Source organism: Microbacterium sp. S1037 (assembly GCF_048381605.1).
In the GTDB taxonomy this organism is placed as follows: domain Bacteria; phylum Actinomycetota; class Actinomycetes; order Actinomycetales; family Microbacteriaceae; genus Microbacterium; species Microbacterium testaceum_B.
Window position 1 is genome coordinate 1,229,718 of sequence record NZ_JBLWIG010000001.1, and the last position, 25,486, is coordinate 1,255,203.

Here is a 25,486-nt window from a genome sequence, read left to right on the forward strand (position 1 = left end):
TCCGAATGCGCGCGGCCGACATCTCCGACGACATCAGCGAAGTCCTCCTCACCGAGGAGCAGATCCACGAGAAGCTCGCCGAACTGGCGCGGCAGGTCGTCGCGGACTATTCCGGCAAAGACGTCGTGCTCGTAGGCGTGCTCAAGGGGGCCGTCATGGTCATGGCCGACTTCGCGCGGCACCTGCCCATGCACATCACGATGGACTGGATGGCGGTGTCGTCGTACGGCGCGAGCACGCGCTCGAGCGGTGTCGTGCAGATCCGCAAAGACCTCGACACCGACATCACCGGCAAGCACGTGCTGATCGTCGAGGACATCATCGACTCCGGCCTCACCCTGAGCTGGCTGCTCGAGAACTTCGCCTCGCGCGGGGCGGAGTCGGTCGAGGTGCTCGCCCTCCTTCGCAAGCCGGATGCCATGAAGGTCGAGGTCGACTGCCGGTACGTGGGCTTCGACATCCCCAACGACTTCGTCATCGGATACGGGCTCGACTACGCCGAGAAGTACCGCAACCTGCGCGACGTGGCGGTGCTCGCGCCGCACGTGTACTCCTGACGGCCGGATACGCCCACGACGAACGCACAGACTCGGCATAGCCGCTGAGCGTTACCCTGATCCCACCGCTTTTATCTGGAGCGGATCACGAAAGGGCTGGGCTCGCCCACCATGGATTTCAAGAAGATCACGCGCAACCCGATCATCTACGTTCTGCTGGTCGGCCTGCTTCTGGTCATCGGTTTCTCGCTCATCTCGAACCTGAGCGGCGCTCGACAGATCTCCACCAAAGAGGGTCTCGACCTGCTCAAGGGCGGGACGGTCACTCAGGTGGTGACCAACGACCCCGACCAGCGCGTCGACCTCACGCTGTCGCAGCCGTTCGAGGGTGCGAACGACGTGCAGTTCTACTACAGCCAGGCCCGCGCGAACGAGGTGGCGAGCGCGATCGACAGCGCCGCACCGGCCGACGGCTTCAACGACATCGTCCCCAAGCCGAGCTGGTTCGACAGCATCCTCGGCCTGATGATCCCCCTCGTGCTGCTCGGCCTGCTCTTCTGGTGGCTGCTCTCCAGCGCCCAGGGCGGCGGCAGCAAGGTCATGCAGTTCGGGAAGTCGCGCGCGAAGCTCGTGACGAAGGAGACGCCGACCGTCACGTTCCAGGACGTCGCGGGTTCCGACGAGGCGATCGAAGAGCTCGACGAGATCAAGGAATTCCTCAAGGACCCGAAGAAGTTCGAGGAGGTCGGTGCCCGCATCCCGAAGGGCGTGCTGCTGTACGGCCCTCCCGGAACCGGTAAGACCCTCCTGGCCCGCGCCGTCGCCGGCGAGGCCGGCGTGCCGTTCTACTCGATCTCGGGTTCCGACTTCGTCGAGATGTTCGTCGGTGTCGGCGCGAGCCGCGTGCGCGACCTGTTCAACCAGGCCAAAGAGAGCTCGCCGGCCATCATCTTCATCGACGAGATCGACGCCGTCGGTCGCCACCGCGGCGCCGGCATGGGCGGCGGCCACGACGAGCGCGAGCAGACGCTGAACCAGATGCTCGTCGAGATGGACGGCTTCGACCCCAAGGTCAACGTGATCGTGATCGCGGCGACCAATCGCCCCGACATCCTCGACCCGGCCCTGCTGCGTCCGGGCCGTTTCGACCGCCAGATCGGCGTCGACGCCCCCGATCTCAAGGGACGCCAGCGCATCCTCGAGGTGCACGGACGCGGCAAGCCCCTGTCCGACTCGGTCGACCTCGAGGTCGTCGCCCGCAAGACGCCCGGCTTCACCGGCGCCGATCTCGCGAACGTCCTCAACGAGGCGGCTCTTCTGACTGCCCGCTCGAACGCGCAGCTCATCGACAACCGCGCCCTCGACGAGGCGATCGACCGCGTCATCGCGGGTCCGCAGCGCCGCACCCGCGTGATGAAGGACAAAGAGAAGCTCATCACGGCCTACCACGAGGGCGGACACGCGCTCGCGGCCGCGGCGATGAACCACACCGACCCCGTCACGAAGGTCACGATCCTGCCGCGCGGCAAGGCGCTCGGGTACACGATGGTGCTGCCGCTCGACGACAAGTACTCGGTGACCCGCAACGAGCTGCAGGACCAGCTGACCTACGCCATGGGTGGTCGTGTCGCGGAAGAGATCGTGTTCCACGACCCCACCACCGGTGCCTCGAACGACATCGAGAAGGCGACCAGCATCGCCCGCAAGATGGTCACCGAATACGGCATGACCAACGAGGTCGGCCCGGTCAAGCTCGGCTCCTCGTCGGGTGAGGTCTTCATGGGCCGCGACATGGGTCACGGGCGCGACTTCTCGGAGCGCATCGCCGAGCGCGTCGACGCCCAGGTGCGCGCGCTGATCGAGCAGGCGCACAACGAGGCCTACCAGGTGATCAACGACAACCGCGACGTGCTCGACCGCCTCGCTCTCGAACTGCTCGAGAAAGAGACGCTCGACCACCTCGAGCTCGCCGAGATCTTCAAGGACGTCAAGCGCCTCCCGCCGCGTCCCCAGTGGCTGTCGTCCGGCGACCGCCCGGTCTCGACCCTGCCCCCCGTCGACGTCCCCCGTCGCCCCGCCCCCGCCGGGGTCGCCGCCTCGGTGGAGTCGGAGTCGCAGACCGCGACGCAGGCGCAGCGCCGCCCGAGCGGACAGACGCGACCGGCCACGGCCTAAGGCGCCGTGGCCGTCGACCGGGAGCGCGTCGCCGCGCTCGTACGCGAGCTGCTCGAGGCGATCGGAGAAGACCCCGACCGCCCCGGGCTCCGGCAGACGCCGACCCGCGTCGCCGAGTCGTGGAGCGAGTTCTTCGGCGGAGTGGATCAGGATGCCGGTGCCCCCCTCGCGCACACCATCTCGGTGACCCGCGGGCCGGCGCCGGACACCCTCCCGTCCGGTGCCGTGATGCTGCGGGACATCTCGTTCCGCTCGATGTGCGAGCACCACCTCCTGCCGTTCCGCGGGCGCGCGCACGTCGCCTACCTGCCGGGTGAAGAAGTCGTGGGGCTGGGGGCTCTGCCCCGGGTCATCGACATCCTGTCGTCGCGTCCGCAGGTGCAGGAACGCCTCGGCGAGCAGGTGGCCGACACCGTGGCATCCGCCCTCGATGCGCGAGGAGTGCTCGTCGTGCTGGATGCCGTCCACGAGTGCGTGACGATGCGCGGCGGGCGGCAGCTGGATGCCTCGACCGTCACGATCGCCGCGCGCGGCGTGTACACGGACCCCGTCGCCCGCGCCGAGCTCGTCGCCCTGATCGGAGCGCGCGCGTGACCCTCATCATGGCGATCGTGAACGTCACCCCCGACTCGTTCAGCGACGGCGGCCGTTATCTCGATCCCGACGCGGCGATCGCGCACGCGCGTTCCCTGCGCGCGCAGGGGGCGGACCTCCTCGACATCGGCGGCGAGTCGACGCGGCCCGGCGCAGAGCGGGTCGCCCCGCGCGTCGAGCAGCAGCGCGTGCTGCCGGTCGTCGAGGCACTGGCATCCGAGGGTGCCGTCGTGAGCATCGACACGATGAACGCGTCGACCGCTCGGGCCGCGGTCGCTGCCGGCGCGCGGATCGTGAACGACGTGTCGGGCGGCCTCGCCGACCCCGACATGCTCGACGCCGTCGCCGAGACCGAAGCCGAGATCGCGCTCGGTCACTGGCGTGGCCCCTCCGCCGACATGTACGCCCGGGCCGACTACGTCGACGTCGGCCGCGAGGTCGCCGACGAGCTGGCCGAACGCGTGGCGGCGGCCCGCGCCGCGGGAATCGCGCCGGGTCGGATCGTCGTCGACCCGGGCATCGGCTTCGGCAAACGTGGCATCCAGAACTGGGACGTGCTGCGCGCGATCCCCACGATCGCCGCGCTCGGGTCGCGCGTGCTGATCGGGACGAGCCGCAAGCGGTTCCTCGCCGAGGTCCTCGGCGACGACGCCGACCTCGCCCGCCGCGACCTCGCCACGGCTGTCACGAGCGCGCTCGCCGCGCGCTCCGGCGCGTGGGCCGTGCGCGTGCACGATGTTCCGACCACTCGCGACGCGCTCGCCGTCGCCCGCGCCTGGGAGGCCTGATGGATGCCGTCGACGAGATCACCCTCACGGGGGTGCGCGCCTTCGGTTATCACGGGGTGTACGCCGACGAGAAACGCGACGGGCAGGAGTTCGTCGTCGACGTGCGTCTGCGCCTGCCGCTGCATATCGCGGCGGTGACCGATGACGTGCGCGACACCGTGCACTACGGGGAGCTCGCGGAACGCATCGTCGAGATCGTCGAGGGCGAGCCCGCCGACCTGCTCGAGACGCTCGCGCAGCGCATCGCCGACGACGTCCTCGTCGACCCACGCGTGGAGGAGGTGACGGTCACGGTGCACAAGCCGGCCGCCCCCATCACCGTGCCGTTCGGTGATGTCGCCGTGACGATCCGGCGTGGTCGGACATGAGCGTGCGCTTGGCGCACGGCATCGGCGACGCCCCGAGAGACGCCCCCGTGGACGCGGTCGTGGCCCTCGGTGCGAATCTCGGTGACCGCGCCGAGACCCTGCACGCGGCCATCGCGGCGCTGCGCGCCCTGCCGCTCACGACCGCTGTGCGCGTGTCGGCATCGCTCGAGACGGTGGCGGTCACGCTGCACGGCGAGGACGAGGACGCGCCCCGGTACCTCAACGCGGTCGCCCTCGTGACCACCCGGCTCGCGCCCCGCCCTCTGCTCCGCGAACTCCATCGCATCGAGGCCGAGCACGGACGCGTCCGGCGCGAGCGCTGGGGAGACCGGACCCTCGACCTCGATCTCATCGCCTACTCCGACGAACGCATCGACGACGACGACCTCACTGTGCCGCACCCGCGTGCCCACGAGCGCGAGTTCGTTCTCGCGCCGTGGGTGGACGTGGATCCGGATGCCGATCTCCCGGGGCGCGGTCGCGTTCAGGACCTGCTCGACGGCCTGCGGGGAGGGGAGCGATGAAGCGCACGGGCGCGGGAATCCTCGTCATCGCGGCCGTGATCGGCGCGGTGTGCGGGTTCATCCTCGACACCGCTCTCGCCGCGATGGGGCGTCCCACGTTCTCCCCGGCCGCGAGCCTGCCCACGATCCTCATCCTGCTGGGGGCGGTGATCGTCGCCCTCGCGGTGCCGATCGCCCGCGCGACCCGGGGTCGCGTCACACGACGGATCGACCCCTTCCGCGCGCTGCGCGTCGCCATGCTGGCGAAGGCCTCGTCTCTCGTGGGTGCTGCGGCGACGGGCTTCGGCGGGGGGCTGTTGTCCTTCCTTCTCACCCGCCCGGTGACTCCGTCGGTAGGCTCGATGGGATCGATCATCGCGACGGTCGTGTGCGGAGTCGTCCTCGTCGTCGCGGGTCTCGTGGCCGAGCAGCTCTGCACCATCCGGAAGGACGACGATGACGAACAGCCCGGACTTCCCGGAGCGGACGCCGCTCCCCGCTGAGGGGGAAGGGGCTGAGCGGGAAGCGGTCGCGCGCCCCGAGGGGGTCGGGGCCGGACCGGCTGCCGTCGCTCGCGATGCGGACGGGGTGAGCGCGTCTCGCGTTCTCGACGAGGGGACGTTTTCGCGCATCCTCGAGCCCCGCGGTGCTGGGCGTCTGCCGCTCGGTGACGGCACGTGGCATCAGTTGGCTCGCGCGTACGTGCGGGTGCAGCTCATCTCGCAGGGCGCGTTCCTGGTGGTCGTCCTCGCTGCCGCGTTCGCCCTGCAGTTCTTCCTGCACGTGCCCTGGCCGTGGATCCCCGCGGGGATTCTGTCGGTCATCACGGTCGTCGGCCTCATCATCACCCCGCGGCAGGCGCGATCGTTCGGCTATCAACTACGCCGCGACGACCTCGTCTTCCGCCGGGGCATCCTCTGGCAGCGCGTCGTGGCGGTGCCGTACGGCCGGATGCAGCTCGTCGACATCACTCACGGACCCCTCGACCGGGGCTTCGGCATCGCGCAGCTCAAGCTCGTCACTGCGGCGGCGTCGACCGGCGTCACGATTCCCGGGCTCACCCAGTCCGCCGCGGAGCAGTTGCGTGACACTCTCATCGCCGTCGCCGAGACCCGTCGGACCGGCCTGTGACGGATCCCGCGCCGCCACCGGCTCCTCGCGCAGGTCGGATCGCGACCCGGTCGCCGATGAGCGACGGGGAATGGCATCGCCTGCACCCGCTGACCCCGCTCCTGCGCGGAGGGCTCTTCCTGCTCGTGATGATCGGCGTCCTCGTCGCCAATCTGCGGGAGCGTCTGTTCGAGATCTTCCTTCCGATGTTCACCGACCTTCCGCCCGGGGTGATGCCGCCGGACCCCGTGGACTTCCTCTTCGCGAACAACCTCCTCCTCATCGCCGCGGGCGTCGCGGTGGTGGTGCTGCTGATCCTCCTGGGTGCCTTCCGCCTGTCATGGCGATTCCACACGTTGCGCATCGGCGATGACGTGGAGGTGCGCTCGGGCGTCCTCTTCCGTACCCACCGACGCGCACCCCTCGACCGGGTACAGGGGGTGAACCTCACCCGCCCGATGGTCGCGCGGCTCCTCGGGCTGGCCAAGCTCGAAGTCGTGGGTGCCGGTCTGGATGCCAACGTCAAGCTCGAGTACCTGTCGGCGAAGGACGCCGACGCCCTGCGCAGCGACATCCTGCGGCTCGCCTCGGGGCGTCGCCTCGCGGAGGCCGGGTCGGATGTCGGGCCGGATGCCGTCGCCGGGGCATCGTTTGCGCGTGCGACGGCTGCGGCCGTGGGTTCCGGCATCCATGGACTCGTCGAGGGGGAGGACTTCTCTGATGCCGAGCCCGAGAGCATCGTGCGGATCCCCCTCGGGCGGCTCGTGGCCTCTCGGGTGCTGAGCGGGTCGATGTTCTGGCTGCTCGGCCTCGTCGCGGCGATCGTCGTCGCGGCCTCGATCTCGACGGTGTGGCTGCTGTTCACGGTCGTCCCCACCTTCCTCGCCTACGGGGCGTACTACGTGCGGTCCATTGCGCGTGGGCTGCGGTACTCGATCGCACCCACCGCGGACGGCGTGCGGGTGACATTCGGGCTTTTCACGACGATCAGCGAGGTCGTGCCGCCCGGACGCGTGCACGCGATCGAGGTGCGCCAACCGCTGCTGTGGCGGCCCTTCGGATGGTGGTCGGTCTCGATCAACCGCCTGTCGGGTCGTTCCTCCACCGATTCGTCGACGGACCAGCTCGCCGCCGTCCTGCCGGTGGGCACGAGGGACGACGTCGAGCGTGTGCTGCGGATCCTCGCGCCCACCCTCCCGGTCGACGGCTGGTCTCGTGTCATCCAGGACGGCATGCTGGGTCCCGCCGAGGACGACCCCTACATCACGACCCCGCGCCGTGCCCGCCTCCTCCGTCCGCTGTCGTGGCGACGGAACGGCGCGCTGTTGACATCCGACGCGTTGTTCCTCCGGCGCGGGTGGATCTGGCGATCGCTGTCGGTGTTCCCGCTGGCCCGACTCCAGTCGATCGGACTGCACCAGGGGCCGCTGGCGCGGGCGACACGCACCGCGCGGTTGGCGGCGCACGTGATCGCCGGGACGGTGCAGACCTCGGTCGGCGTGGTGGACCGGGACGCGGCAATGACGTTGATGGAGGACACCGCCCGCGCGACCGTGGCCGCCGCGGCGGAGGACAGGACTCACAGGTGGGCAGGATGAGCGATATGCGCGATGGGCGACTGGGTGTCGGGATCATCGGAGCGGGACGCGTCGGTCCGGTGATCGGCGCGGCCCTGGCCGGGGCGGGGCACGCCCTCACGGGGATCACGTCGGGTTCCGATGACGACCGCGTCGAGGCGATCCTGCCGGGATTGCCCCTGCTGGCACCGGAGGAGGTCGCGCGACGCAGCGAGCTCGTCGTGTTGGCAGTGCCCCACGACCAGCTCGAGGGTCTCGTCGCGGGCCTCGCCGACCTCGGTGCGTGGCAACCCGGGCAGCTCGTGCTGCACACCGACCCGGCGTACGGCACCGGAGTCCTCGGGCCGGCGGTGAAATGCGGGGCCATCCCGCTCGCGATCCATCCCGCGATCACCTTCACGGGGGCTTCATCGCACGACCTGCACCAGCTCGCCCAGGCGTACGCGGCCGTGACGGCTCCGGCCCCCGTGCTGCCGATCGCGCAGGCCCTCGCCGTCGAGCTCGGATGTGAGCCCGTCGTCGTCGCCGAAGCGGATCGCCCGACGTACGCCGAGGCGATCGCAACGGCGACCGAGTTCTCGCGTTCGATCGTGCAGCAGTCCGCGGCGCTGCTGTCGAGCGTCGGGGTGGAGAACACCGGCGGATATCTCTCGGCCCTGGTGCGCTCGAGCGTCGACCAGGCGCTCGCCGAGGGCACTCGACCCGGCGCGGATGGGCTGGGCCCGGACGCTACGATCGACGGATGATCCGCACCCTCGACGATCTGCGCGCCCGCCTGTCGGATGTGCGCAGCGCCGACCCCTCGGGACGTGCCGCGCGCGTCGCTCTCGTCTCGACGCTCGGCGCTCTGCACGAGGGGCATGTCGACCTGATCCGAGAGGCTCGTCGGCACGCGGACGTGGTGGTCGTGTCGACCTTCGTCAACCCGCTGCGGTTCCGAACCGCCGAGGAGACGGCCGCCTATCCGCGCTCGCCGGAGGCGGATGCCGATCTGCTCGCCGACCTGGGCGTCGATCTCGTCTTCGCGCCGACGGCGGCCGAGTTCCTGCCCGCGGGAACGGCCACCACGCGCGTCGCCGCCGGCGACCTCGGGTTCCGGTACGAGGGGCGATCCCGACCGTTCTATTTCGACGGGGTGCTCACGGTCGAGGCGAAGCTCTTCCACCTCGTGCGCCCGGACGTGGCGGTCTACGGGGAGCGTGATCTGCAGCGGGTGTTCCTTGTCCGACGGATGATCCGCGACCTCGACTTCTCGATCGAGACGGTCGTCGTCCCCACCGTCCGTGCCGAGGACGGCCTGCCGATCTCGAGCCGTGTCGCCCTCCTCGACGCTGCCGATCGTCGCGCGGCGGCCAAGCTTCCTCGCGCGCTCGAAGCGGCAGCGTCCAACGCCGACCTGGGCGTGGACGCGTGCATCGCGGCGGCGCAGTCGTCGCTGATGGGCGAGCAGCGCATCGCCCTGGAGTACCTCACCGTCGTCGACCCGGCGACGTTCCTCCCTGTCGAGGAGGGGCACCGTGGCCGGGCGCTGGCGTTGATCGCCGCCACCGTGGGCGGTCACCGCTTCATCGACAACGCCGAGATCTCGCTGCGCTGAACGACGCTCGCCGAGGTCGCTCGGCCACGGGGGTCCCGCGCCCGGCGAATACACTGGGGGAGACCCCGAGGAGCTTTCACGATGACCGACGCGCCCGCGAACGACGCTGCCGAACCCACCGAAGACGACGTCTTCGAGCAGAAGGCCGTCCGCCTCGGTAAGCGCGAACGGCTGCTCGCCGAGCGCACCGACGCCGCGGGCGGGCCGTACCCGGTGGTCGTTCCCGTGACGGACACGATTCCGGCACTGCGCGAGCGCTACGGTGACCTCGAGGCGGGGGCGGAGACCGGCGTCACCGCCGGAGTGGCGGGCCGCGTGGTGTTCAGCCGCAACACCGGCAAGCTCTGTTTCGCCTCCCTGCAGGCCGGGGACGGCAGTCGCATCCAGGCGATGGTGTCGCTCGCCGCGGTCGGCGAGGAATCGCTGCAGGCATGGAAGGAACTGGTCGACCTCGGCGACCACGTCTTCGTTTCGGGAGAGGTCATCTCGAGCCGTCGGGGCGAGCTGTCGATCATGGTCGCCGAGTGGCGGATCGCCGCGAAGGCCGTCCTGCCGCTGCCGAACCTGCACAGCGAGCTCAGCGAAGAGAGCCGCGTGCGCAGTCGCTTCCTCGATCTCATCGTGCGCGACCGTGCGCGAGAGACCGTTCTCGCCCGCGCCAAGGTCAACGCCAGCCTGCGCCGCACGTTCACCGAGCGTGATTTCGTCGAGGTCGAGACCCCGATGCTGCAGATTCAGCACGGTGGGGCGAGCGCGCGTCCCTTCGTCACGCACTCGAACGCGTTCGACGCCGAGCTGTACCTGCGCATCGCGCCGGAACTCTTCCTCAAGCGCGCCGTGGTGGGCGGCATCGACCGCGTGTACGAGATCAACCGCAACTTCCGCAACGAGGGTGCCGACTCCACGCACAGCCCCGAGTTCGCGATGCTCGAGGCCTACCAGGCCTACACCGACTACAACGGGATCGCCGACCTCACGCAGACGCTCATCCAGAACGCCGCGATCGCGGTCGCCGGTTCGACGACGGTGACGTGGACTGACGGCACCGAGTACGACCTCGGCGGCGAGTGGGACCGGATCTCGATGTACGACTCGCTGTCGGAGGCGTCCGGCCGCTCGATCACTCCGCAGACCCCGCTCGATGAACTCCGCGCTTTCGGCGCCGAGGCCGGTGTCGAGGCCCCCGCGCACGAGACGCACGGCAAGTGGGTCGAAGAGCTCTGGGAGCACTTCGTGAAGAGCGGTCTGACCCGCCCGACGTTCGTCATGGACTTCCCCGTCGACACCAGCCCCCTCGTCCGCGAGCACCGGTCGATCCCCGGTGTCGTCGAGAAGTGGGATCTGTACGTTCGCGGCTTCGAGCTGGCGACCGGATACTCCGAGCTCGTCGACCCCGTCATCCAGCGCGAGCGCTTCGTCGAGCAGGCGACGCTCGCCGCGCGCGGCGACGTCGAGGCGATGTCGATCGACGAGGAGTTCCTGCGCGCTCTCGAGCACGGAATGCCCCCGACGGGCGGCATGGGAATGGGGATCGACCGCCTCCTCATGGCCATCACCGGGCTCGGCATCCGCGAGACGATTCTCTTCCCGCTCGTCAAGTGACGCGCACCCGCGCTCAACGCGGGACACGCTCGAACAGCCATTCCGGGAGCCGGCCGCTGTCGGCGAGCGTCAGCACGATCGCTCCGAGCCCGTGTTCGGGATCGATCTCGAGCGCCGACTGCGCGTAGAAAGCGGCGTGCGTTCCGCGCCCGGTGGCCCAGGCGAGCCAGGCGCAGGCCGCGAGCGGCCCCGGACGCCGCGAGTGCGGCGTCGTCGCCGCAACCTGACGGCACCGCTCGAGCGCGAGGAGGAGTCGATCGAGATCGGGCTGCGCGCCCTCGCCCCACATCGGGCGCGCGAGGTCTTCCGGATAGCCCACTCCGTCGGGAAAGCGCGTCTGTGCCTGGAAGACGGCATCGCCGGCGGTGATGTCGCCGGCCCACTGCACGAGGGCGACGTCGCGCAGCATCGGTCGTTCGAGAGCGAAGGCCAGGCTCGCGAGGCGGTGGCGGCCGTCCGGGGCCGAGAGGGGGTCGAGAACGCTCTCGAACAGCGCGGGCGGATCGCTCAGTTCGTCGAGGATCGCCTCTGCGGCTCGGCGGCGCGACACGCTCAGACGGTCCCGTCGACGCGGGATGTCGAGCAGGCGGTCGACGTCGTCGAGCGCGTGACCAAGGCGCTCCTTCTCGGCGAGGTCGACGGTGGGCAGGCTTGCGCCGGCGGCCTGGTCGTGGTCGGGCGACGCCTCGGGAAGCTCGGGCCCCGCGGCGCTGATCTCGTCGAGCCCGTGCTCACCGGCGATCGCGGGGTCGAGGTAGCTGCTCCACCCGTTCGCGCCCACGACCAGCGCGTCGACGATGCGCAGTCCGCAGATGTGCGCACGCTCCCGAACGGCGTCGAGCAGAGCGCCGTGCGGCAGCGGATCCGAGCCGACCACGGCGTCATCGGTGTAGACGACCACCGTCACGGCATCCGCGAGGGGAACCTTGCACGCCATCCCGATGACCGTGGATGCGACGCGGGGGAGGTCGGGGCTGTCGTCGGCGGGGAGGTCGACGCGCAGGGCGGCGAGCGATCGGGATTTCGCGAAGGGGATGAGCACGAGGCTGCGCCGTGGGGTGCAGTGGAGCAGGCGCGGGACCATGGCGAGCAGGGACAGGGGTGACGAGACGCGGATGACCGTGGACATGACGACGAGCGTCGTGGATCCGTGGATCGCGAGAAGGCGTCCGGCGGCGAAATGGGGACGGATTCCGCACATGGTCGAATGTGCAGAAGGAGTGCCGGGCCGGGGGCGGCGGGGCCACGGGTATCCTTGAGGGATGGGCGATTCCTGGCTGCCGGTGTTGTGGGCGATTCTGCCGACCATCGTCGTGTCGGTCACGTTCTTCCTGATCCTGCGCGGGGCCATCCGCATGGATCGCACGGAGCGGAAGGCGTACGCGCGCATCGAAGCGCAGGAGCGCGCGAAACGCGGTCTCCCTCCCGTCGCCGGCGACGGCGCGGCCCGGTAGCAGCGCCGCAGGCCGACGTCGGTCCCGTCGCGTGTCGGGGGTAGTCACTACGCTGAGGGGACAACCCGCCCAGGAGGACACGTGATCGACGCCACGTTCGAAGCGAGCTGGCTCGTCATCGCCTTCTTCGTCATCGACCTCGTGGTGCGTGTCGCCGCGATCATCGTCGTCCCGCGCAACCGTCGGCCCACCGCGGCGATGGCCTGGCTCCTCGCGATCTACTTCATCCCGTTCGTGGGCGTGTTGCTCTTCCTGCTCATCGGCAACCCGCGCTTGCCCCGCAAGCGCCGGCGCAAGCAGGCGGCGATCAACGAGTACATCCACGACACCAGCGCGTCGCTCGAGTTCGGAACGTTGCGCCCGAACGCCCCCGACTGGTTCCGCGCGCTGGTGCGGTTGAATCGCAACCTCGGTGCCATGCCCATCGCGGGCGACAACGCCGCGACCCTGATCTCCGACTACCAGCAGAGCCTCGACGCGATGGCCGACGCCATCCGCCGGGCGCGACGCTACGTGCACGTCGAGTTCTACATCCTGCAGTCCGACGAGTCGACCGACAACTTCTTCCGCGCCCTCGAAGAGGCTGCGGAGCGCGGCGTGGTCGTCCGTGTGCTGCTGGATCACTGGGCCAACCGCGGCAAACCCTTTTACAAGAAGACCCTCCGACGACTCGATGCCATGGGGGCGCACTGGCACCTCATGCTGCCGGTGCAGCCGCTCCGCGGGCGCTGGCAGCGACCCGATCTGCGCAACCACCGGAAGCTCCTCGTCATCGACGGCGACGTCGCCTACATGGGATCGCAGAACGTCACCGACTCGTCATACAACCTCCGCAAGAACATCCGGCGCGGCCTGCACTGGGTCGACCTCATGGTGCGCGTGGAGGGGCCGGTCGTCGCCAGCATCAACGCCGTGTTCCTCTCGGACTGGTACAGCGAGACCGACGAGACTCTGCGCGACGAGATCGACCTGTTCAGCGTCACCACCGGCCCCGGCGAGCTCGATTGCCAGATCGTGCCGTCCGGCCCGGGCTTCGATTTCCAGAACAATCTCAAGCTCTTCCTCGGACTGCTCTTCGCCGCACGCGAGCGCATCATCATCGTCAGTCCGTACTTCGTTCCCGACGAGGCCCTTCTCCTCGCGATCACCACCGCGTGCCAGCGCGGTGTGCACGTCGAGTTGTTCGTCTCGGAAGAGGGAGACCAGGCGATGGTCTACCACGCGCAGCGCAGTTACTACGAGGCGCTCCTGCGCGCGGGCGTCGTCATCTGGATGTATCGCAAACCGTTCATCCTGCACAGCAAGAGCGTGACGATCGACGACGAGGTCGCGGTCATCGGCTCGAGCAACATGGACATGCGCTCATTCGGTCTGAACCTCGAGGTCTCGATGCTCGTTCGCGGGCAGGAGTTCGTCCGTGACATGCGCGGGGTCGAAGACGTCTATCGCGGTCTCAGCCGCGAGCTGACGCTCGAAGAGTGGCGTCTGCAGCCGTTGCGGTCGACGATCCTCGACAACCTGGCTCGCCTCACCTCGGCGCTGCAGTAGACCGGGCCGCGGCTTTCGCCGCTGGCATCCAGGATTCTCGGCCACGATGGAGCGACGACAAATCGCCCCCGGAGGTCTCATGTCTCGTCGTCTTTCGCTCCTCGGGCTCTTCGGAGCCGGTCTGATCGTCGTGGGTGCCGCGACCGGATGCGCCACCGGCGCCGCGTCCGTGCCGTCATCCTCGGGTTCATCCACCTCGACTCCGGATGCCACGGCCCCGGCCGAGTCGTCCGAGATCGGAGCCGCATGGCTCAACGGGGGTCGCTCGCTCGCCCTCGTCACGTGGGGGAGCTCGTCGTGCGTCCCCCGGAGCACCGAGGCACCCACGATCGCCGACGGGGTGCTCACGGTGTCGCTCACCGAGTCGGATGGCACCGCCTGCACCCGCGACATGGTTCCGCGGCCGACCCTGGTCTCCCTGCCGGGAGGGGTGGATCCCACGAAGGATCTCGAGATCGCGGTGTCCGGTGCCGCGACCGGAGAAACGACGCTCGCGGGACTCGCGGCACCCGTCCAGGCTGAGGACTTCACGCCGAACGCCGGGTGGGTCGACGACTCGCTCGTGGCGATCATGACGTACGGGAGCTCCAGCTGCCCGCCGTCCGTCGAGACCGTGACGGCCCAGGGCGACGCGATCGCGGTCGGCTTCGCGACGCCGCCGGCCGACCTCGTCTGCACGCTCGACATCGCTCCGCAACTCAGCCTGGCCGACGTCACCGGCATCGGCGGGCCGGAGACCTCGAGCCTGGTCCTGTCGGGTGGGGGCGTGACGGCCGACGGCCCCGTACCGATCATCGGGAAGCGCTGACACCGTCGCGTTCGGCCCCCGCGAGGAATCGCGGGGGCCGATGTCATTCGCCCCGGCTTCCCCCGCGAGGGGGGGGACAACCGGACGGCTCAGCGCTCGATCACGAGCAGGTCGCCGACCTCGCAGTCCAGCGCGCGGCAGATGGCCGAGAGGGTCGAGTAGCGGATCGCCCGCGCGCGATCGTTCTTGAGCACCGAGAGATTCACGACCGAGACCCCGACGATCTCGCTCAGACGGGTGAGGGTCATGCCCCGCGCCTCGAGGAGTTCGTCGAGCCGGCAGTGGACGCCGGTCGGTTCGTCGTCGGCTGCGGGGGTCATACGAGGCCCTCCGTGTCGCGCTGCAGGCGGGTGCCGTAGGTGAAGACGACAGACAGGGCGAGCACGCCCAATCCGACCAGCATCCAGGCCGGGTCGAACGAGAAGCCGATCACGAAGACCCCGCCCGCCGCCGGGTTGAGCTCGTCCGCGGCCATCATGCGGCCGAGGCCACCGAGGCCCGCGGAGAGGATGCCGCCGATCAGCAGCGCGGCGCCGGCGACCTGCGTGGCCGTGATGAGTGCGCGGTGGAACGGTCGGCGCCACATCAGCAGGAGGAAGAAGAGGACGACGGCGCTGACCGTCAGCAGGGTCGTCAGCGCGCTGAACGCCGCGCCGAGGACGAGAAGGGTGCGTGTCTGTCCGCTCAACCCCTCGGCGACGACGCGCGCTGAGTCATAAGTCGCGGAGATGATCGTCGCGCCGTCCGCGCCCGGGGTTCGGGGCACCGCGGCGTCGGTCAGGAGGCTGATCGCGCCGCTGCCTCCGGCGATGTCGATCGCTGCGCGGATCGCGGGAAGGGCGAGCGCGAAGCCCATCACGAGCCCCGCAGTGACGAACAGGATGACGGTGCCGCGTTCCATGCGGGCCGACACCCAGGACGGGCTGGCCATCACACGAGTCCTTCCGTGTCGCGCTGCAGGCGGTCGCCCACGGCGAAGACCGTCCCGGCGAGGCCGGCGACGAACGCGATCCCGAAGAGGGACGGCACGTCGATGAGCTGGATCGCGCCGCGATCGAAGGTGCGCTCCGAGAGCCACGCGATCGCGCCGTTCGCGACCATGTTCTGGAAGAACGGGACGCCGGCGACCCCTACGAGCGTCACGACCCCGGCCGCTGAGACGAGGCCCGTGTTGCGGCGGCTGAAGATGCGACCGCGCAGGATGCTCGACGTGAGAAGGAGCAGCAGGGTCACCACGGTGACCACGACCGCGGCGAAGAGGCCTTCCGCGATGAACAGCGCGGCGAGGGAGGCGGGTGGCAGAGCGGGGGCGGTGATGACGGCGCCGGTGAGCTCCACCGGGACCGGAGTGCCGTTCGGGCCGATCGGGGCTTGCGCGACCGTGTCGAGGAACGGGGCGGCGACCCGCACGCTCTGATTCGAGGCCGCGGCCGCGATGTTCACGATGCTGCGGACGACGGCCCAGATCGCGATGCCGATGCCGGCCACGACGAAGAACCAGAACGAGACGGTGTCGCCGCGAGAGAGGACCCGGGAGGTCGGACGGGGGGAGGCCATGACAACTCCTTATCGATGATCGTTGTTATCGGTTATCGATAAGTTAATGACTATCGATACGTTCCGCAAGCCCTGCCCCGCTTCCGGTATGCCCACGGCGAACACGGGGCTCTGGCATCCGGCCGCTGGTTACTCTCGATGTACGGCGCGCGGAGGCGTGCCTGTCAGCCCATTTCTGGAGGGACTGAGATGTTCGAGAGATTCACCGACCGTGCCCGTCGTGTGGTCGTCCTCGCCCAAGAAGAGGCGAAGATGCTCAACCACAACTACATCGGCACCGAGCACATCCTGCTCGGTCTGATCCACGAGGGCGAGGGTGTCGCCGCGAAGGCGCTCGAGTCGCTCGGCATCTCGCTCGACGCCGTCCGCGAGCAGGTGCAGGACATCATCGGCCAGGGTCAGCAGCAGCCGACCGGCCACATCCCCTTCACGCCGCGCGCGAAGAAGGTGCTCGAGCTGTCGCTGCGCGAAGCGCTGCAGCTCGGCCACAACTACATCGGCACCGAGCACATCCTCCTCGGCCTCATCCGCGAGGGCGAGGGCGTCGCGGCCCAGGTGCTCGTCAAGCTCGGCGCCGACCTGAACAAGGTCCGCCAGCAGGTCATCCAGCTGCTCTCGGGCTACCAGGGCAAGGAGCCCGCGGGTGTCGCCACCGGCGCCGGCGAGCAGCAGTCCTCGGGTGCGCAGGGCGGCTCGGCCGTGCTCGACCAGTTCGGTCGCAACCTCACGCAGGCGGCGCGCGACAACAAGCTCGACCCCGTCATCGGTCGCGAGAAAGAGATCGAGCGGGTCATGCAGATCCTCTCGCGTCGCTCCAAGAACAACCCCGTCCTCATCGGTGAGCCCGGTGTCGGAAAGACGGCCGTCGTCGAGGGCCTGGCCCAGGCGATCGTCAAGGGCGACGTTCCCGAGACGCTCAAGGACAAGCAGGTCTACTCGCTCGACCTCGGTTCGCTCATCGCCGGTTCCCGTTACCGCGGTGACTTCGAAGAGCGCCTGAAGAAGGTCACCAAGGAGATCCGCACGCGCGGCGACATCATCGTCTTCATCGACGAGATCCACACCCTCGTGGGTGCGGGTGCTGCCGAGGGCGCGATCGACGCGGCATCCATCCTCAAGCCCCTCCTCGCCCGCGGTGAGCTCCAGACCATCGGTGCCACCACGCTCGACGAGTACCGCAAGCACTTCGAGAAGGACGCCGCTCTCGAGCGCCGCTTCCAGCCGATCCAGGTCGCCGAGCCGAGCCTGCCCCACGCGATCAACATCCTGAAGGGGCTGCGCGACCGCTACGAGGCGCACCACAAGGTGCAGATCACCGACGGCGCGATCGTCGCCGCGGCGAACCTCGCCGACCGCTACATCAGCGACCGGTTCCTGCCCGACAAGGCCATCGACCTGATCGACGAGGCGGGCGCCCGCCTGCGTCTGTCGATCCTGTCGTCGCCGCCTGAGCTGCGCGAGTTCGACGAGAAGATCGCGAAGGTCCGGGAGCAGAAGGAGCAGGCCTCCGAGGAGCAGGACTTCGAGAAGGCCGCGTCGCTCCGCGACGAGGAGAAGTCGCTCCTGGCCGAGCGTCTGCGTCTCGAGAAGCAGTGGCGCTCGGGCGACGTCGCCTCCCACGCGGTGGTCGACGAGGGCCTGATCGCTGAGGTACTCGCCCAGGCGACCGGCATCCCGGTGTTCAAGCTCACCGAGGAGGAGTCCAGCCGCCTCATGTTCATGGAGAAGGCCCTGCACCAGCGGGTCATCGGCCAGGAAGAGGCGATCGCGGCCCTGTCTCGCACGATCCGGCGCCAGCGTGCGGGTCTGAAGGACCCGAAGCGACCGAGCGGTTCGTTCATCTTCGCCGGCCCCACCGGCGTCGGAAAGACCGAGCTCGCCAAGGCTCTCGCCGAGTTCCTCTTCGACGACGAGGGCGCGCTGATCTCGCTCGACATGTCGGAGTTCGGCGAGAAGCACACCGTCTCGCGTCTGTTCGGTGCCCCTCCCGGGTTCGTCGGCTTCGAAGAGGGCGGCCAGCTCACCGAGAAGGTGCGCCGCAAGCCGTTCTCGGTCGTGCTCTTCGACGAGATCGAGAAGGCCCACCCCGACATCTTCAACTCGCTCCTGCAGATCCTCGAAGAGGGTCGCCTGACCGACGGTCAGGGCCGCGTCATCGACTTCAAGAACACCGTGATCATCATGACGACCAACCTCGGTTCGTCGGCGATCGCCGGTGGTCCGGTCGGTTTCCAGGTCGAAGGCAGCGCGCAGACGTCCTACGAGCGGATGAAGGGCAAGGTCGACGAAGAGCTCAAGCGCCACTTCAAGCCCGAGTTCCTCAACCGTGTCGACGACGTCATCGTCTTCCCGCAGCTGAACAAGGAAGAGCTCCGTCAGATCGTCGGTCTGTTCGTGAAGCGTCTCGCCGACCGCCTGCTCGACCGTGACATGACCGTCGAGCTGTCGGACGACGCGAAGGACAAGCTCATCGAGATCGGCTTCGACCCGACCCTCGGTGCTCGTCCCCTCCGCCGCGCCATGCAGCGCGAGGTCGAGGACCGTCTCAGCGAGAAGATCCTGCACGGCGAGCTCGAGTCGGGCGACCACGTGAAGGTCGGCGTTGAGAACGGCCAGTTCACCTTCGACACCGCCCCTCGTGGCGAGAAGGTCGCGATCGGGGTCGGAACGGCCGGCGAGATCGCCGCCACCCCCGACACGCTCGCGGGCAACTGACGCGTAACAGACAGGGACCCGGATGCCATGGCATCCGGGTCCCTTCTGCGTTGCGGCGTACGCTGGATGGATGACCTCATCCGCGCCGTTCGTCGTCCGCCCCGCCGGAACCGCCGACGTCCGCCGCATCCACGAACTCCTCGAGCCGTTCGTGCAGAAGCGCATCCTGCTCGGCAAAGACCTCGTGGTGCTCTACGGCTCGGTGCAGCAGTTTGTCGTGGCCGAGGCCGACGGGCAGGTCATCGGGTGCGGTGCTTTGCACGTGATGTGGGAAGACCTGGGTGAGATCCGCACCCTCATCGTTCACGACGACTGGCTGCACCACGGCGTCGGCCGGGCGATCGTCGAAGAACTGGAGCAGCGCGCGCGCGAGCTCGGCGTGAGTCGGCTGTTCTGCCTCACGTTCGAGGTCGACTTCTTCACGCGCCGCGGGTTCTCGCCGATCGGGGAGCAGGTCGTCGATCCCGACGTGTACTCGCAGCTCGTGCGCAGTCCCGACGAGGGCGTCGCCGAGTTCCTCGACCTCGCACACGTGAAGCCCAACACCCTGGGCAACACCCGCATGCTCAAGCACCTCTGAGCGTGCCGTGGGCTGAGCGCACAGCGAGGCCGAATACGCTGGAACGATGACCGATGCCCCCCGCAGGCGGCGGCAGTCCCCGGCGGTCTACCGTCGTCGCCGTCTCGCCGCCGCGCTCCTCGCGTTGATCGTGATCGGCCTCGTCGTGTGGCTCGTCGCGGCCCCGCCCTGGCGCTCCGCTCCCGCCTCCGACAGCGCTCCCGCCCCCGTCGCCTCCACTCCCGCCGCCTCGCCGACGCCCGCGGCCGATCCGACCACCCCGGCGGCGACCCCCGACCCGACCCCCACCGCGAATGCATCGGACGGACCCGCGGAGTGCACGCCCGCCGACATCAAGGTCGAGGCGCTCTCCGACAAGAGCGAGTACGGCCAGGGCGAGAACCCTCAGCTCTCGATCCGGCTGACGAACACGGGAGCCAACCCGTGCGTCATGAACGTGGGCACGAGCGCCCAGTCGTTCACAGTGACCAGTGGCTCCGACGTGTGGTGGCGCTCGACCGACTGTCAGTCCGAGCCCAGCGACATGGAGGTCACCCTCGCCGCGGGACAGACGGTCACCAGCTCCTCGCCCCTCACCTGGGACCGCACCCGCTCCTCCGTCGGCTCGTGCGAGAGCGAGCGTCCGTTCGCGCCCGGAGGTGGAGCGACGTACCACCTGAGCGTGTCGATCGGCGGCATCCCCTCCGCGGGCACGGCGTCGTTCGTCCTGCAGTGACCGGCTGAACAGCGACGAGGGAGGGGCGGATGCCATGGCATCCGCCCCTCCCTGGTTTGCTATCAGGGACGCTTCTCGCCGAAGACCTCACCCTCCATGGCGTCGTAGCCCTCCTTCTGCGGGTCGCCGTGCAGGCCGCCGGAGAGGGCGTACTCCTCCTCGGGGGAAAGCACGAGGCGGTGTCGGCCGTAGATCGCGAAGGCGATGAAGATCACGGCGTAGACCACGATGATCGCGACGATCGCGAGCAGGTACGCGGGGTTCAGCAGGAGGCCGAAGAACACGACCGCGGCGATGATCGCCGCCGAGTAGGCACCGAACAGGCCCCACGGGCTCTTGTAGGGGCGCACCGCGTTCGGGAACTTCTTGCGGAGCACGATGAACGAGACCATCTGCAGGAAGTACGCGAGCACCGCTCCCCAGACCGCGATGTTCAGCACGATCGCGCCGGCGGGGCTGGCGTCGCCGCCCGCCGCCTGCACGATCACGAGGGCGAGGAAGCCCAGGACGGCACCGAACACCAGCGCGACCCAGGGCGTCTTGCGGGCACCCGTGAGCGAGAGCCAGCGCGGGTAGTACCCGGCGCGCGAGAGCGAGTACATGTTGCGGCCGTAGGCGAACATGATGCCCATCAGCGAGGCGAGCAGGCCGATCAGCGCGAGGAGCGACAGCAGGGCCGCCGCCTGATCGCCGACCATCGCGCGGAAGCCGTCGAGCAGGGGCTCGAGGGAGCCGCCGGTCTCTTCGGCGCCGAGGACGCCGGTGTTGAGGAATAGCACGATGAGGCCCGTGACGATGAGCGTGCCGCGAGCCCAGAGGCCGGCGCGGGGGATGTCGCGGGCGGGGTTGTGCGACTCCTCCGCGGCGAGGGGGAGCTCCTCGATGCCGAGGAAGAACCACATCGCGAACGGGAGGGCGAGCAGGATCGATCCGACCCCGAAGGGGAGGAACTCGGTGTTGCCGTCGGTCGGGGCGATGTTCCACAGGGAGCCCCAGTCGAAGGCGCCGCTCGCGAGCGACATCACGCCGAAGACGACGATGATGCCGATCGAGATGATCGAGACGACGATGGCGAAGCCGAACGAGATGTTGGCCCCCGCGGCGTTCAGGGCGATGAAGAGCGCGTAGAGGATGATCCACCACACGAACGCCGGCAGGCTCACCCCGGTCAGGAGTTCGAGGGCGGAGTCGGCGTACTGACCCGAGAAGTAGACGACGACAGCGGTGGTCGCGACGTACTCGATCGTCTCGGCGAGGCCCGTCGCGAGGCCTCCCCACGGCCCCATCGCCGAGCGTGCGAACGAGTAGGCGCCGCCCGTGTGCGGCATCGCGGCCGCCATCTCGCCGATCGAGAAGGTCAGGCCGTAGTACATGATCACGAGGATCACGAAGGCGATGAGCATGCCGCCGAAGCCGGCGAAGCCGATGCCGAAGTTCCAGCCCGAGAAGTCTCCAGAGATGACGGCGGCGACGGCGAGGCCCCACAGGCCCCACACCCCGGCCGAACGTTTGAGGGTGCGTTTCTCGAAGTACGAGGAATCCGTCGCCGTATAGGTGGCTCCGGCGACCTTTTTGCGGGAACTGCTCGAGGTGGACATGTGACCTCCAGAAGGATGCGGGCAGGCGGCGGGCTCGCCTTGCGGGAAATCATGGCCTTCTATTGGTCGACCTGTCTACCTTTGGCGTGTAAGTTCCTCGTTACGTCCTCCGCACGCGAGGGCGACGAGCACGCGAGAGGGAAACCATGGCGGGCAATCTCACCACCGCAGAATTGGATGCCGCGATCGACAGCGGCGAGATCGACACGGTCATCGTCGCGTTCCCCGACGCGCAGGGTCGCCTCGTCGGCAAGCGGGTCGCCGCGCGGTTCTGGCGCGACGAGGTGCTTCCGCACGGAGCGGAGGCCTGCAACTACCTGCTCTCGGTCGACGTCGACCTCAACACCGTCGACGGATACGCGATGTCGAGCTGGGACAAGGGCTACGGCGACATGCTGCTGGTCCCGGATCTCGAGACGCTCCGCCGTGTCCCCTGGCAGCCCGGGACCGCCCTGGTCATGGCCGACCTCGCCTGGGAGGACCGCGAGCACGTCGCGCAGTCGCCGCGTGGCATCCTGAACGCCCAGCGCGCGCGGCTGGCCGAGCGGGGACTGACCGCCTACGCGGGCACCGAGCTCGAGTTCATCGTCTTCGACGACTCGTTCCGCGAGGCGTGGGCGAAGGGCTACACGGGGCTCCGGGCCTCGACCGACTACAACGTCGACTACAACCTGCTCGCCACCACGCGGCTCGAGCCCCTCCTCCGCGACATCCGCGTCGGGATGGACGGCGCGGGCATGTACTGCGAGGGCGTGAAGGGCGAGTGCAACTTCGGCCAGCAGGAGATCGCCTTCCGCTACGCCGAAGCCCTCGAGACCGCCGACAACCACACGATCTACAAGAACGGCGCGAAAGAGATCGCCGACCGGCACGGCAAGTCGCTGACGTTCATGGCGAAGTTCAACGAGCGCGAGGGCAACAGCTGTCACATCCACCTGTCCGTCCGCGGTGATGACGGTGCCGCCGTCATGGCGGGCGAGGGGGAGCACGGCTTCAGCCCCCTCATGGAGCACTGGATCGCCGGCATCCTGGCCACCCTCCGCGAGTTCACGCTGCTGTACGCCCCCACGATCAACTCGTACAAGCGCTTCGCCCTCGGCTCGTTCGCGCCGACCGGCATCGCGTGGGGCGTCGACAACCGTACGTGCGCTCTGCGCGTCGTCGGACACGGATCGTCGCTCCGGGTCGAGAACCGCGTGCCGGGCGGGGACGTCAACCCGTACCTCGCGGTCTCGGCGATCATCGCCGGGGGACTGTACGGCATCGAGAACGAGCTCCCGCTCCCCGCGCCGCTGACGGGGAACGCCTACACCTCCGGTGTCGACACGCTGCCGACGACCCTTCGCGAGGCCGCGCGGCTCTTCTCGGAGTCCACGATCGCCCGCGCGGCCTTCGGCGACGAGGTCGTCGAGCACTACCTGAACCAGGCGCGCATCGAGGTCGAAGCCTTCGATGCCGCCGTGACCGACTGGGAGCGCGTCCGTGGTTTCGAACGTCTCTGATCCCGACCGGACCCCCGTCGTCGGGCTCACGACCTATCTGGAGCGCGCGAAGCAGGGCGTGTGGGACGTGCGCGCGGCGTTCCTGCCGCAGCAGTACTTCGACTCCGTGACCGCGTCGGGTGCATCCGCCGTGCTGCTGCCGCCGCAGCCCCGACCCGAACAGGCCGCGGCGGCCGTCCTCGACGGTCTCGACGGCCTCCTCCTCACGGGTGGCCTCGACGTGCAGCCCGAGCTCTACGGCGCCGAGCGGCACCCGCTGACCGACCCCGCGCGCGCCGACCGCGACGCGTGGGAGCTCGCGCTCCTGGCCGGGGCGCGGGAGCGTGGCATCCCGGTCTTCGGCATCTGCCGGGGGCTGCAGCTCATCAACGTCGCCCTTGGCGGCACCCTGCACCAGCATCTGCCCGAAGCCCTCGGCACCGAGCGCTACCGGATCGGCGGGGGAGTGTTCGCCGAGAACACCGTCGAGGTGGATGCCGGAACCCGGCTCGCCGGCCTCGTCGGGGCAGGGGAGCTCACGGTTCACAGCTACCACCACCAGGGCGTTGACCGCGTCGGCGAGGGGCTCCACGTGACCGCGCGGACCGACGACGGGCTCGTGCAGGCCGTCGAGCTGCCCGGCGACGACTATCTCGTCGCCGTGCAGTGGCATCCGGAGGAGAACGCCGAGGACCGGCGGCTGTTCCTCGGGCTCGTCGCTGCCGCCGCGCGTTACCGGGCGTCGCGCGTCGAGGGCGCGTCCTCGGCCGGGGAGACCTCCGGCGCCGGAGCCCCGGCCCCGTCCTCCGAGCACCAGGGAGCCCTCGCATGAGCACCTTCACCGTCATCGACCCCTCGACCGGGTCGCCGATCACCACGCTGGAGCGGGCCGAGATCGATCAGGTGGATGCCGCCGTCGCCGACGCCGTGCGCGCGCAGCGCGCGTGGGCCGCGCTCGCCCCCGTCGCGCGCGCCGACGCGCTGCGGTCGTTCGCTCGGGTCGTCGAGGCCCACGTCGACGAGCTCGCGGCGCTCGAGGTGCGCAACTCCGGCCACCCGATCGGTTCGGCGCGGTGGGAGGCGCAGCACGTCGCGCAGGTGCTCAACTACTACGCGGGCGCTCCGGAACGCCTGATCGGATCGCAGATCCCGGTCGCCGGAGGTCTTGACGTGACGTACCACGAGCCGTACGGCGTGGTCGGGATCATCGTGCCGTGGAACTTCCCCATGACCATCGCGGCGTGGGGCTTCGCCCCGGCGCTCGCCGCGGGCAACGCGGTGGTGCTGAAGCCCGCCGAGCTCACGCCGCTGACCGCCATCCGCCTCGGTGAGCTGGCTCTCGAGGCGGGGCTGCCGGAGGGACTTTTCCAGGTGGTCGTCGGCTCGGGCTCGGTCGTCGGCCAGCGGTTCGTGTCGCACCCCGACGTGCACAAGGTCGTCTTCACCGGGTCGACGGAGGTCGGTACCGAGGTCGCCGCCGGGTGCGCGCGGATGCTCAAGCCCGTGACCCTCGAACTCGGGGGGAAGAGCGCGAACATCGTGTTCGCGGATGCCGACCTCGAGAAGGCCGCGGCGGGGGTTCCCGGATCGGTGTTCGACAACGCCGGCCAGGACTGCTGCGCCCGCAGCCGGCTGCTGGTGCAGCGGAGCGTGTACGACCGGTTCCTCGAGATGCTCGAGCCCGCGGTGGCCGCGTGGAAGGTCGGCGACCCGCACGATGAGGACACGCAGATGGGGCCGCTGATCTCGGCATCCCACCGATCCACCGTCCAGGGCTTCCTCGACGGCGTCGACGTGGCGTTCCGCGGGTCGGCGCCCGAGGGCGACGGCTTCTGGTTCGCCCCCGCGGTCGTGCTCGCGCAGCCCGGCGACCGCATCGCGCGCGACGAGGTCTTCGGTCCCGTACTCGCGGTCATGCCCTTCGACGACGAGGCGGATGCCATCCGCCTGGCGAACGACACCGCGTACGGTCTCGCGGGCTCGATCTGGACCGAGAGCCTGGGCCGTGGCATCCGGGTCTCGCGCGGTGTGCGCAGCGGCGTGCTGTCGGTCAACTCGCACTCGTCGGTGCGGTACGCGACGCCCTTCGGCGGCATGAAGGCCTCGGGCCTCGGTCGCGAGCTCGGACCGGACGCCGCCGAGCACTTCACCGAGACCAAGAACGTCTTCTACGCCACCGAGTGACCTGCCCCCTCACCCCCTTGTCCCACTTATGACGG

The 25,486-nt window shown here is 69.4% G+C and carries 26 protein-coding genes; 21 read left to right on the top strand and 5 right to left on the bottom strand.

The window, feature by feature from the left end; genetic code table 11:
* Positions 1–5 precede the first annotated feature (5 nt).
* The 12 genes from hpt to lysS all read left to right on the top strand — a co-directional run bounded on the left by hpt (position 6) and on the right by lysS (position 10,811).
* Complete coding sequence (gene hpt / locus ACMW4R_RS05430; protein ID WP_058628097.1) at positions 6–557, top strand: hypoxanthine phosphoribosyltransferase; 552 nt, start codon at positions 6–8, stop codon at positions 555–557.
* Positions 558–668: 111 nt separating this feature from the next.
* The gene (gene ftsH, locus ACMW4R_RS05435; protein ID WP_058595760.1) at positions 669–2,672 is read left to right on the top strand and encodes an ATP-dependent zinc metalloprotease FtsH; all 2,004 of its coding nucleotides are present in this window, start codon (positions 669–671) and stop codon (positions 2,670–2,672) included.
* 6 nt (positions 2,673–2,678) lie between these two features.
* Positions 2,679–3,266 carry a GTP cyclohydrolase I gene (gene folE, locus ACMW4R_RS05440; protein ID WP_058595759.1) on the top strand — a complete coding sequence of 196 codons (588 nt, stop codon included), beginning with the start codon at positions 2,679–2,681 and terminating at the stop codon, positions 3,264–3,266.
* On the top strand, positions 3,263–4,054 hold the full coding sequence (folP, locus tag ACMW4R_RS05445) for a dihydropteroate synthase (protein ID WP_418299367.1): 792 nt from the start codon (positions 3,263–3,265) through the stop codon (positions 4,052–4,054). The genes folE and folP overlap by 4 nt, the downstream gene beginning before the upstream one ends.
* Positions 4,054–4,422: a dihydroneopterin aldolase gene (gene folB, locus ACMW4R_RS05450; RefSeq protein WP_058595757.1), complete on the top strand. Its 369-nt coding sequence runs from the start codon at positions 4,054–4,056 to the stop codon at positions 4,420–4,422. The genes folP and folB overlap by 1 nt, the downstream gene beginning before the upstream one ends.
* Positions 4,419–4,946, top strand: a complete 528-nt coding sequence (gene folK / locus ACMW4R_RS05455; RefSeq protein ID WP_418299368.1) for a 2-amino-4-hydroxy-6-hydroxymethyldihydropteridine diphosphokinase — start codon at positions 4,419–4,421, stop codon at positions 4,944–4,946. The genes folB and folK overlap by 4 nt, the downstream gene beginning before the upstream one ends.
* Complete coding sequence (locus ACMW4R_RS05460; RefSeq protein WP_058595755.1) at positions 4,943–5,428, top strand: DUF3180 family protein; 486 nt, start codon at positions 4,943–4,945, stop codon at positions 5,426–5,428. The genes folK and ACMW4R_RS05460 overlap by 4 nt, the downstream gene beginning before the upstream one ends.
* Before the next feature lie 85 nt (positions 5,429–5,513).
* Positions 5,514–6,056 carry a PH domain-containing protein gene (locus tag ACMW4R_RS05465; protein ID WP_418299369.1) on the top strand — a complete coding sequence of 181 codons (543 nt, stop codon included), beginning with the start codon at positions 5,514–5,516 and terminating at the stop codon, positions 6,054–6,056.
* A 56-nt stretch (positions 6,057–6,112) separates the two neighbouring features.
* Positions 6,113–7,633 (top strand): PH domain-containing protein, encoded by a 1,521-nt coding sequence (locus tag ACMW4R_RS05470; protein ID WP_418299370.1) that lies wholly within the window; start codon positions 6,113–6,115, stop codon positions 7,631–7,633.
* Positions 7,630–8,358, top strand: coding sequence for a DUF2520 domain-containing protein (locus ACMW4R_RS05475; RefSeq protein WP_058595753.1), 729 nt, complete (start codon positions 7,630–7,632; stop codon positions 8,356–8,358). Before ACMW4R_RS05470 ends, ACMW4R_RS05475 begins: the two co-directional genes overlap by 4 nt.
* Complete coding sequence (panC, locus tag ACMW4R_RS05480; protein WP_418299371.1) at positions 8,355–9,209, top strand: pantoate--beta-alanine ligase; 855 nt, start codon at positions 8,355–8,357, stop codon at positions 9,207–9,209. Before ACMW4R_RS05475 ends, panC begins: the two co-directional genes overlap by 4 nt.
* Before the next feature lie 81 nt (positions 9,210–9,290).
* Complete coding sequence (lysS, locus tag ACMW4R_RS05485; protein ID WP_418299372.1) at positions 9,291–10,811, top strand: lysine--tRNA ligase; 1,521 nt, start codon at positions 9,291–9,293, stop codon at positions 10,809–10,811.
* Positions 10,812–10,824: 13 nt separating this feature from the next.
* Here the strand turns inward: lysS and ACMW4R_RS05490 are convergent, their stop codons facing one another.
* On the bottom strand, positions 10,825–11,940 hold the full coding sequence (locus ACMW4R_RS05490) for a DUF4192 family protein (RefSeq protein ID WP_418299373.1): 1,116 nt from the start codon (positions 11,938–11,940) through the stop codon (positions 10,825–10,827).
* Positions 11,941–12,073: 133 nt separating this feature from the next.
* Between ACMW4R_RS05490 and ACMW4R_RS05495 the strand changes: the two genes are divergently transcribed.
* The 3 genes from ACMW4R_RS05495 (at position 12,074) to ACMW4R_RS05505 (ending at position 14,621) form a co-directional block, all read left to right on the top strand.
* The gene (locus ACMW4R_RS05495) at positions 12,074–12,265 is read left to right on the top strand and encodes a hypothetical protein (protein WP_418299374.1); all 192 of its coding nucleotides are present in this window, start codon (positions 12,074–12,076) and stop codon (positions 12,263–12,265) included.
* A gap of 81 nt (positions 12,266–12,346) precedes the next feature.
* Entirely contained in the window at positions 12,347–13,813 is a 1,467-nt protein-coding gene (gene cls, locus ACMW4R_RS05500) for a cardiolipin synthase (RefSeq protein ID WP_418299375.1), read from the top strand.
* A gap of 79 nt (positions 13,814–13,892) precedes the next feature.
* The gene (locus tag ACMW4R_RS05505; protein ID WP_058595748.1) at positions 13,893–14,621 is read left to right on the top strand and encodes a hypothetical protein; all 729 of its coding nucleotides are present in this window, start codon (positions 13,893–13,895) and stop codon (positions 14,619–14,621) included.
* Between the two features lie 89 nt (positions 14,622–14,710).
* On the opposite strand, the gene ACMW4R_RS05510 is transcribed toward ACMW4R_RS05505, so the two are convergent.
* From ACMW4R_RS05510 to ACMW4R_RS05520, 3 genes are read right to left on the bottom strand one after another with little or no spacing between them, the layout of a single operon-like run.
* Positions 14,711–14,941 (bottom strand): helix-turn-helix domain-containing protein, encoded by a 231-nt coding sequence (locus ACMW4R_RS05510; protein WP_058595747.1) that lies wholly within the window; start codon positions 14,939–14,941, stop codon positions 14,711–14,713.
* The gene (locus tag ACMW4R_RS05515) at positions 14,938–15,552 is read right to left on the bottom strand and encodes a hypothetical protein (RefSeq protein WP_058595746.1); all 615 of its coding nucleotides are present in this window, start codon (positions 15,550–15,552) and stop codon (positions 14,938–14,940) included. Before ACMW4R_RS05515 ends, ACMW4R_RS05510 begins: the two co-directional genes overlap by 4 nt.
* Positions 15,552–16,178: a hypothetical protein gene (locus ACMW4R_RS05520; RefSeq protein ID WP_418299376.1), complete on the bottom strand. Its 627-nt coding sequence runs from the start codon at positions 16,176–16,178 to the stop codon at positions 15,552–15,554. The genes ACMW4R_RS05515 and ACMW4R_RS05520 overlap by 1 nt, the downstream gene beginning before the upstream one ends.
* Positions 16,179–16,367: 189 nt before the next feature.
* Here ACMW4R_RS05520 and ACMW4R_RS05525 point away from each other — a divergent pair, with 189 nt between their 5' ends.
* From ACMW4R_RS05525 to ACMW4R_RS05535, 3 genes are all read left to right on the top strand, one after another.
* The gene (locus ACMW4R_RS05525; RefSeq protein ID WP_058595744.1) at positions 16,368–18,893 is read left to right on the top strand and encodes an ATP-dependent Clp protease ATP-binding subunit; all 2,526 of its coding nucleotides are present in this window, start codon (positions 16,368–16,370) and stop codon (positions 18,891–18,893) included.
* A 70-nt stretch (positions 18,894–18,963) separates the two neighbouring features.
* Complete coding sequence (locus ACMW4R_RS05530; protein WP_058615311.1) at positions 18,964–19,473, top strand: amino-acid N-acetyltransferase; 510 nt, start codon at positions 18,964–18,966, stop codon at positions 19,471–19,473.
* Between the two features lie 46 nt (positions 19,474–19,519).
* Positions 19,520–20,188 carry a hypothetical protein gene (locus tag ACMW4R_RS05535; RefSeq protein WP_418299377.1) on the top strand — a complete coding sequence of 223 codons (669 nt, stop codon included), beginning with the start codon at positions 19,520–19,522 and terminating at the stop codon, positions 20,186–20,188.
* A gap of 62 nt (positions 20,189–20,250) precedes the next feature.
* On the opposite strand, the gene ACMW4R_RS05540 is transcribed toward ACMW4R_RS05535, so the two are convergent.
* Positions 20,251–21,786 carry an amino acid permease gene (locus ACMW4R_RS05540; protein WP_058595805.1) on the bottom strand — a complete coding sequence of 512 codons (1,536 nt, stop codon included), beginning with the start codon at positions 21,784–21,786 and terminating at the stop codon, positions 20,251–20,253.
* A 146-nt stretch (positions 21,787–21,932) separates the two neighbouring features.
* Between ACMW4R_RS05540 and ACMW4R_RS05545 the strand changes: the two genes are divergently transcribed.
* From ACMW4R_RS05545 to ACMW4R_RS05555, 3 genes are read left to right on the top strand one after another with little or no spacing between them, the layout of a single operon-like run.
* Positions 21,933–23,288, top strand: coding sequence for a glutamine synthetase family protein (locus ACMW4R_RS05545; protein WP_418299378.1), 1,356 nt, complete (start codon positions 21,933–21,935; stop codon positions 23,286–23,288).
* Entirely contained in the window at positions 23,269–24,099 is an 831-nt protein-coding gene (locus tag ACMW4R_RS05550; RefSeq protein ID WP_418299379.1) for a gamma-glutamyl-gamma-aminobutyrate hydrolase family protein, read from the top strand. The genes ACMW4R_RS05545 and ACMW4R_RS05550 overlap by 20 nt, the downstream gene beginning before the upstream one ends.
* Positions 24,096–25,451: an aldehyde dehydrogenase family protein gene (locus ACMW4R_RS05555; protein ID WP_418299380.1), complete on the top strand. Its 1,356-nt coding sequence runs from the start codon at positions 24,096–24,098 to the stop codon at positions 25,449–25,451. Before ACMW4R_RS05550 ends, ACMW4R_RS05555 begins: the two co-directional genes overlap by 4 nt.
* The last annotated feature ends 35 nt before the right edge of the window (positions 25,452–25,486 follow it).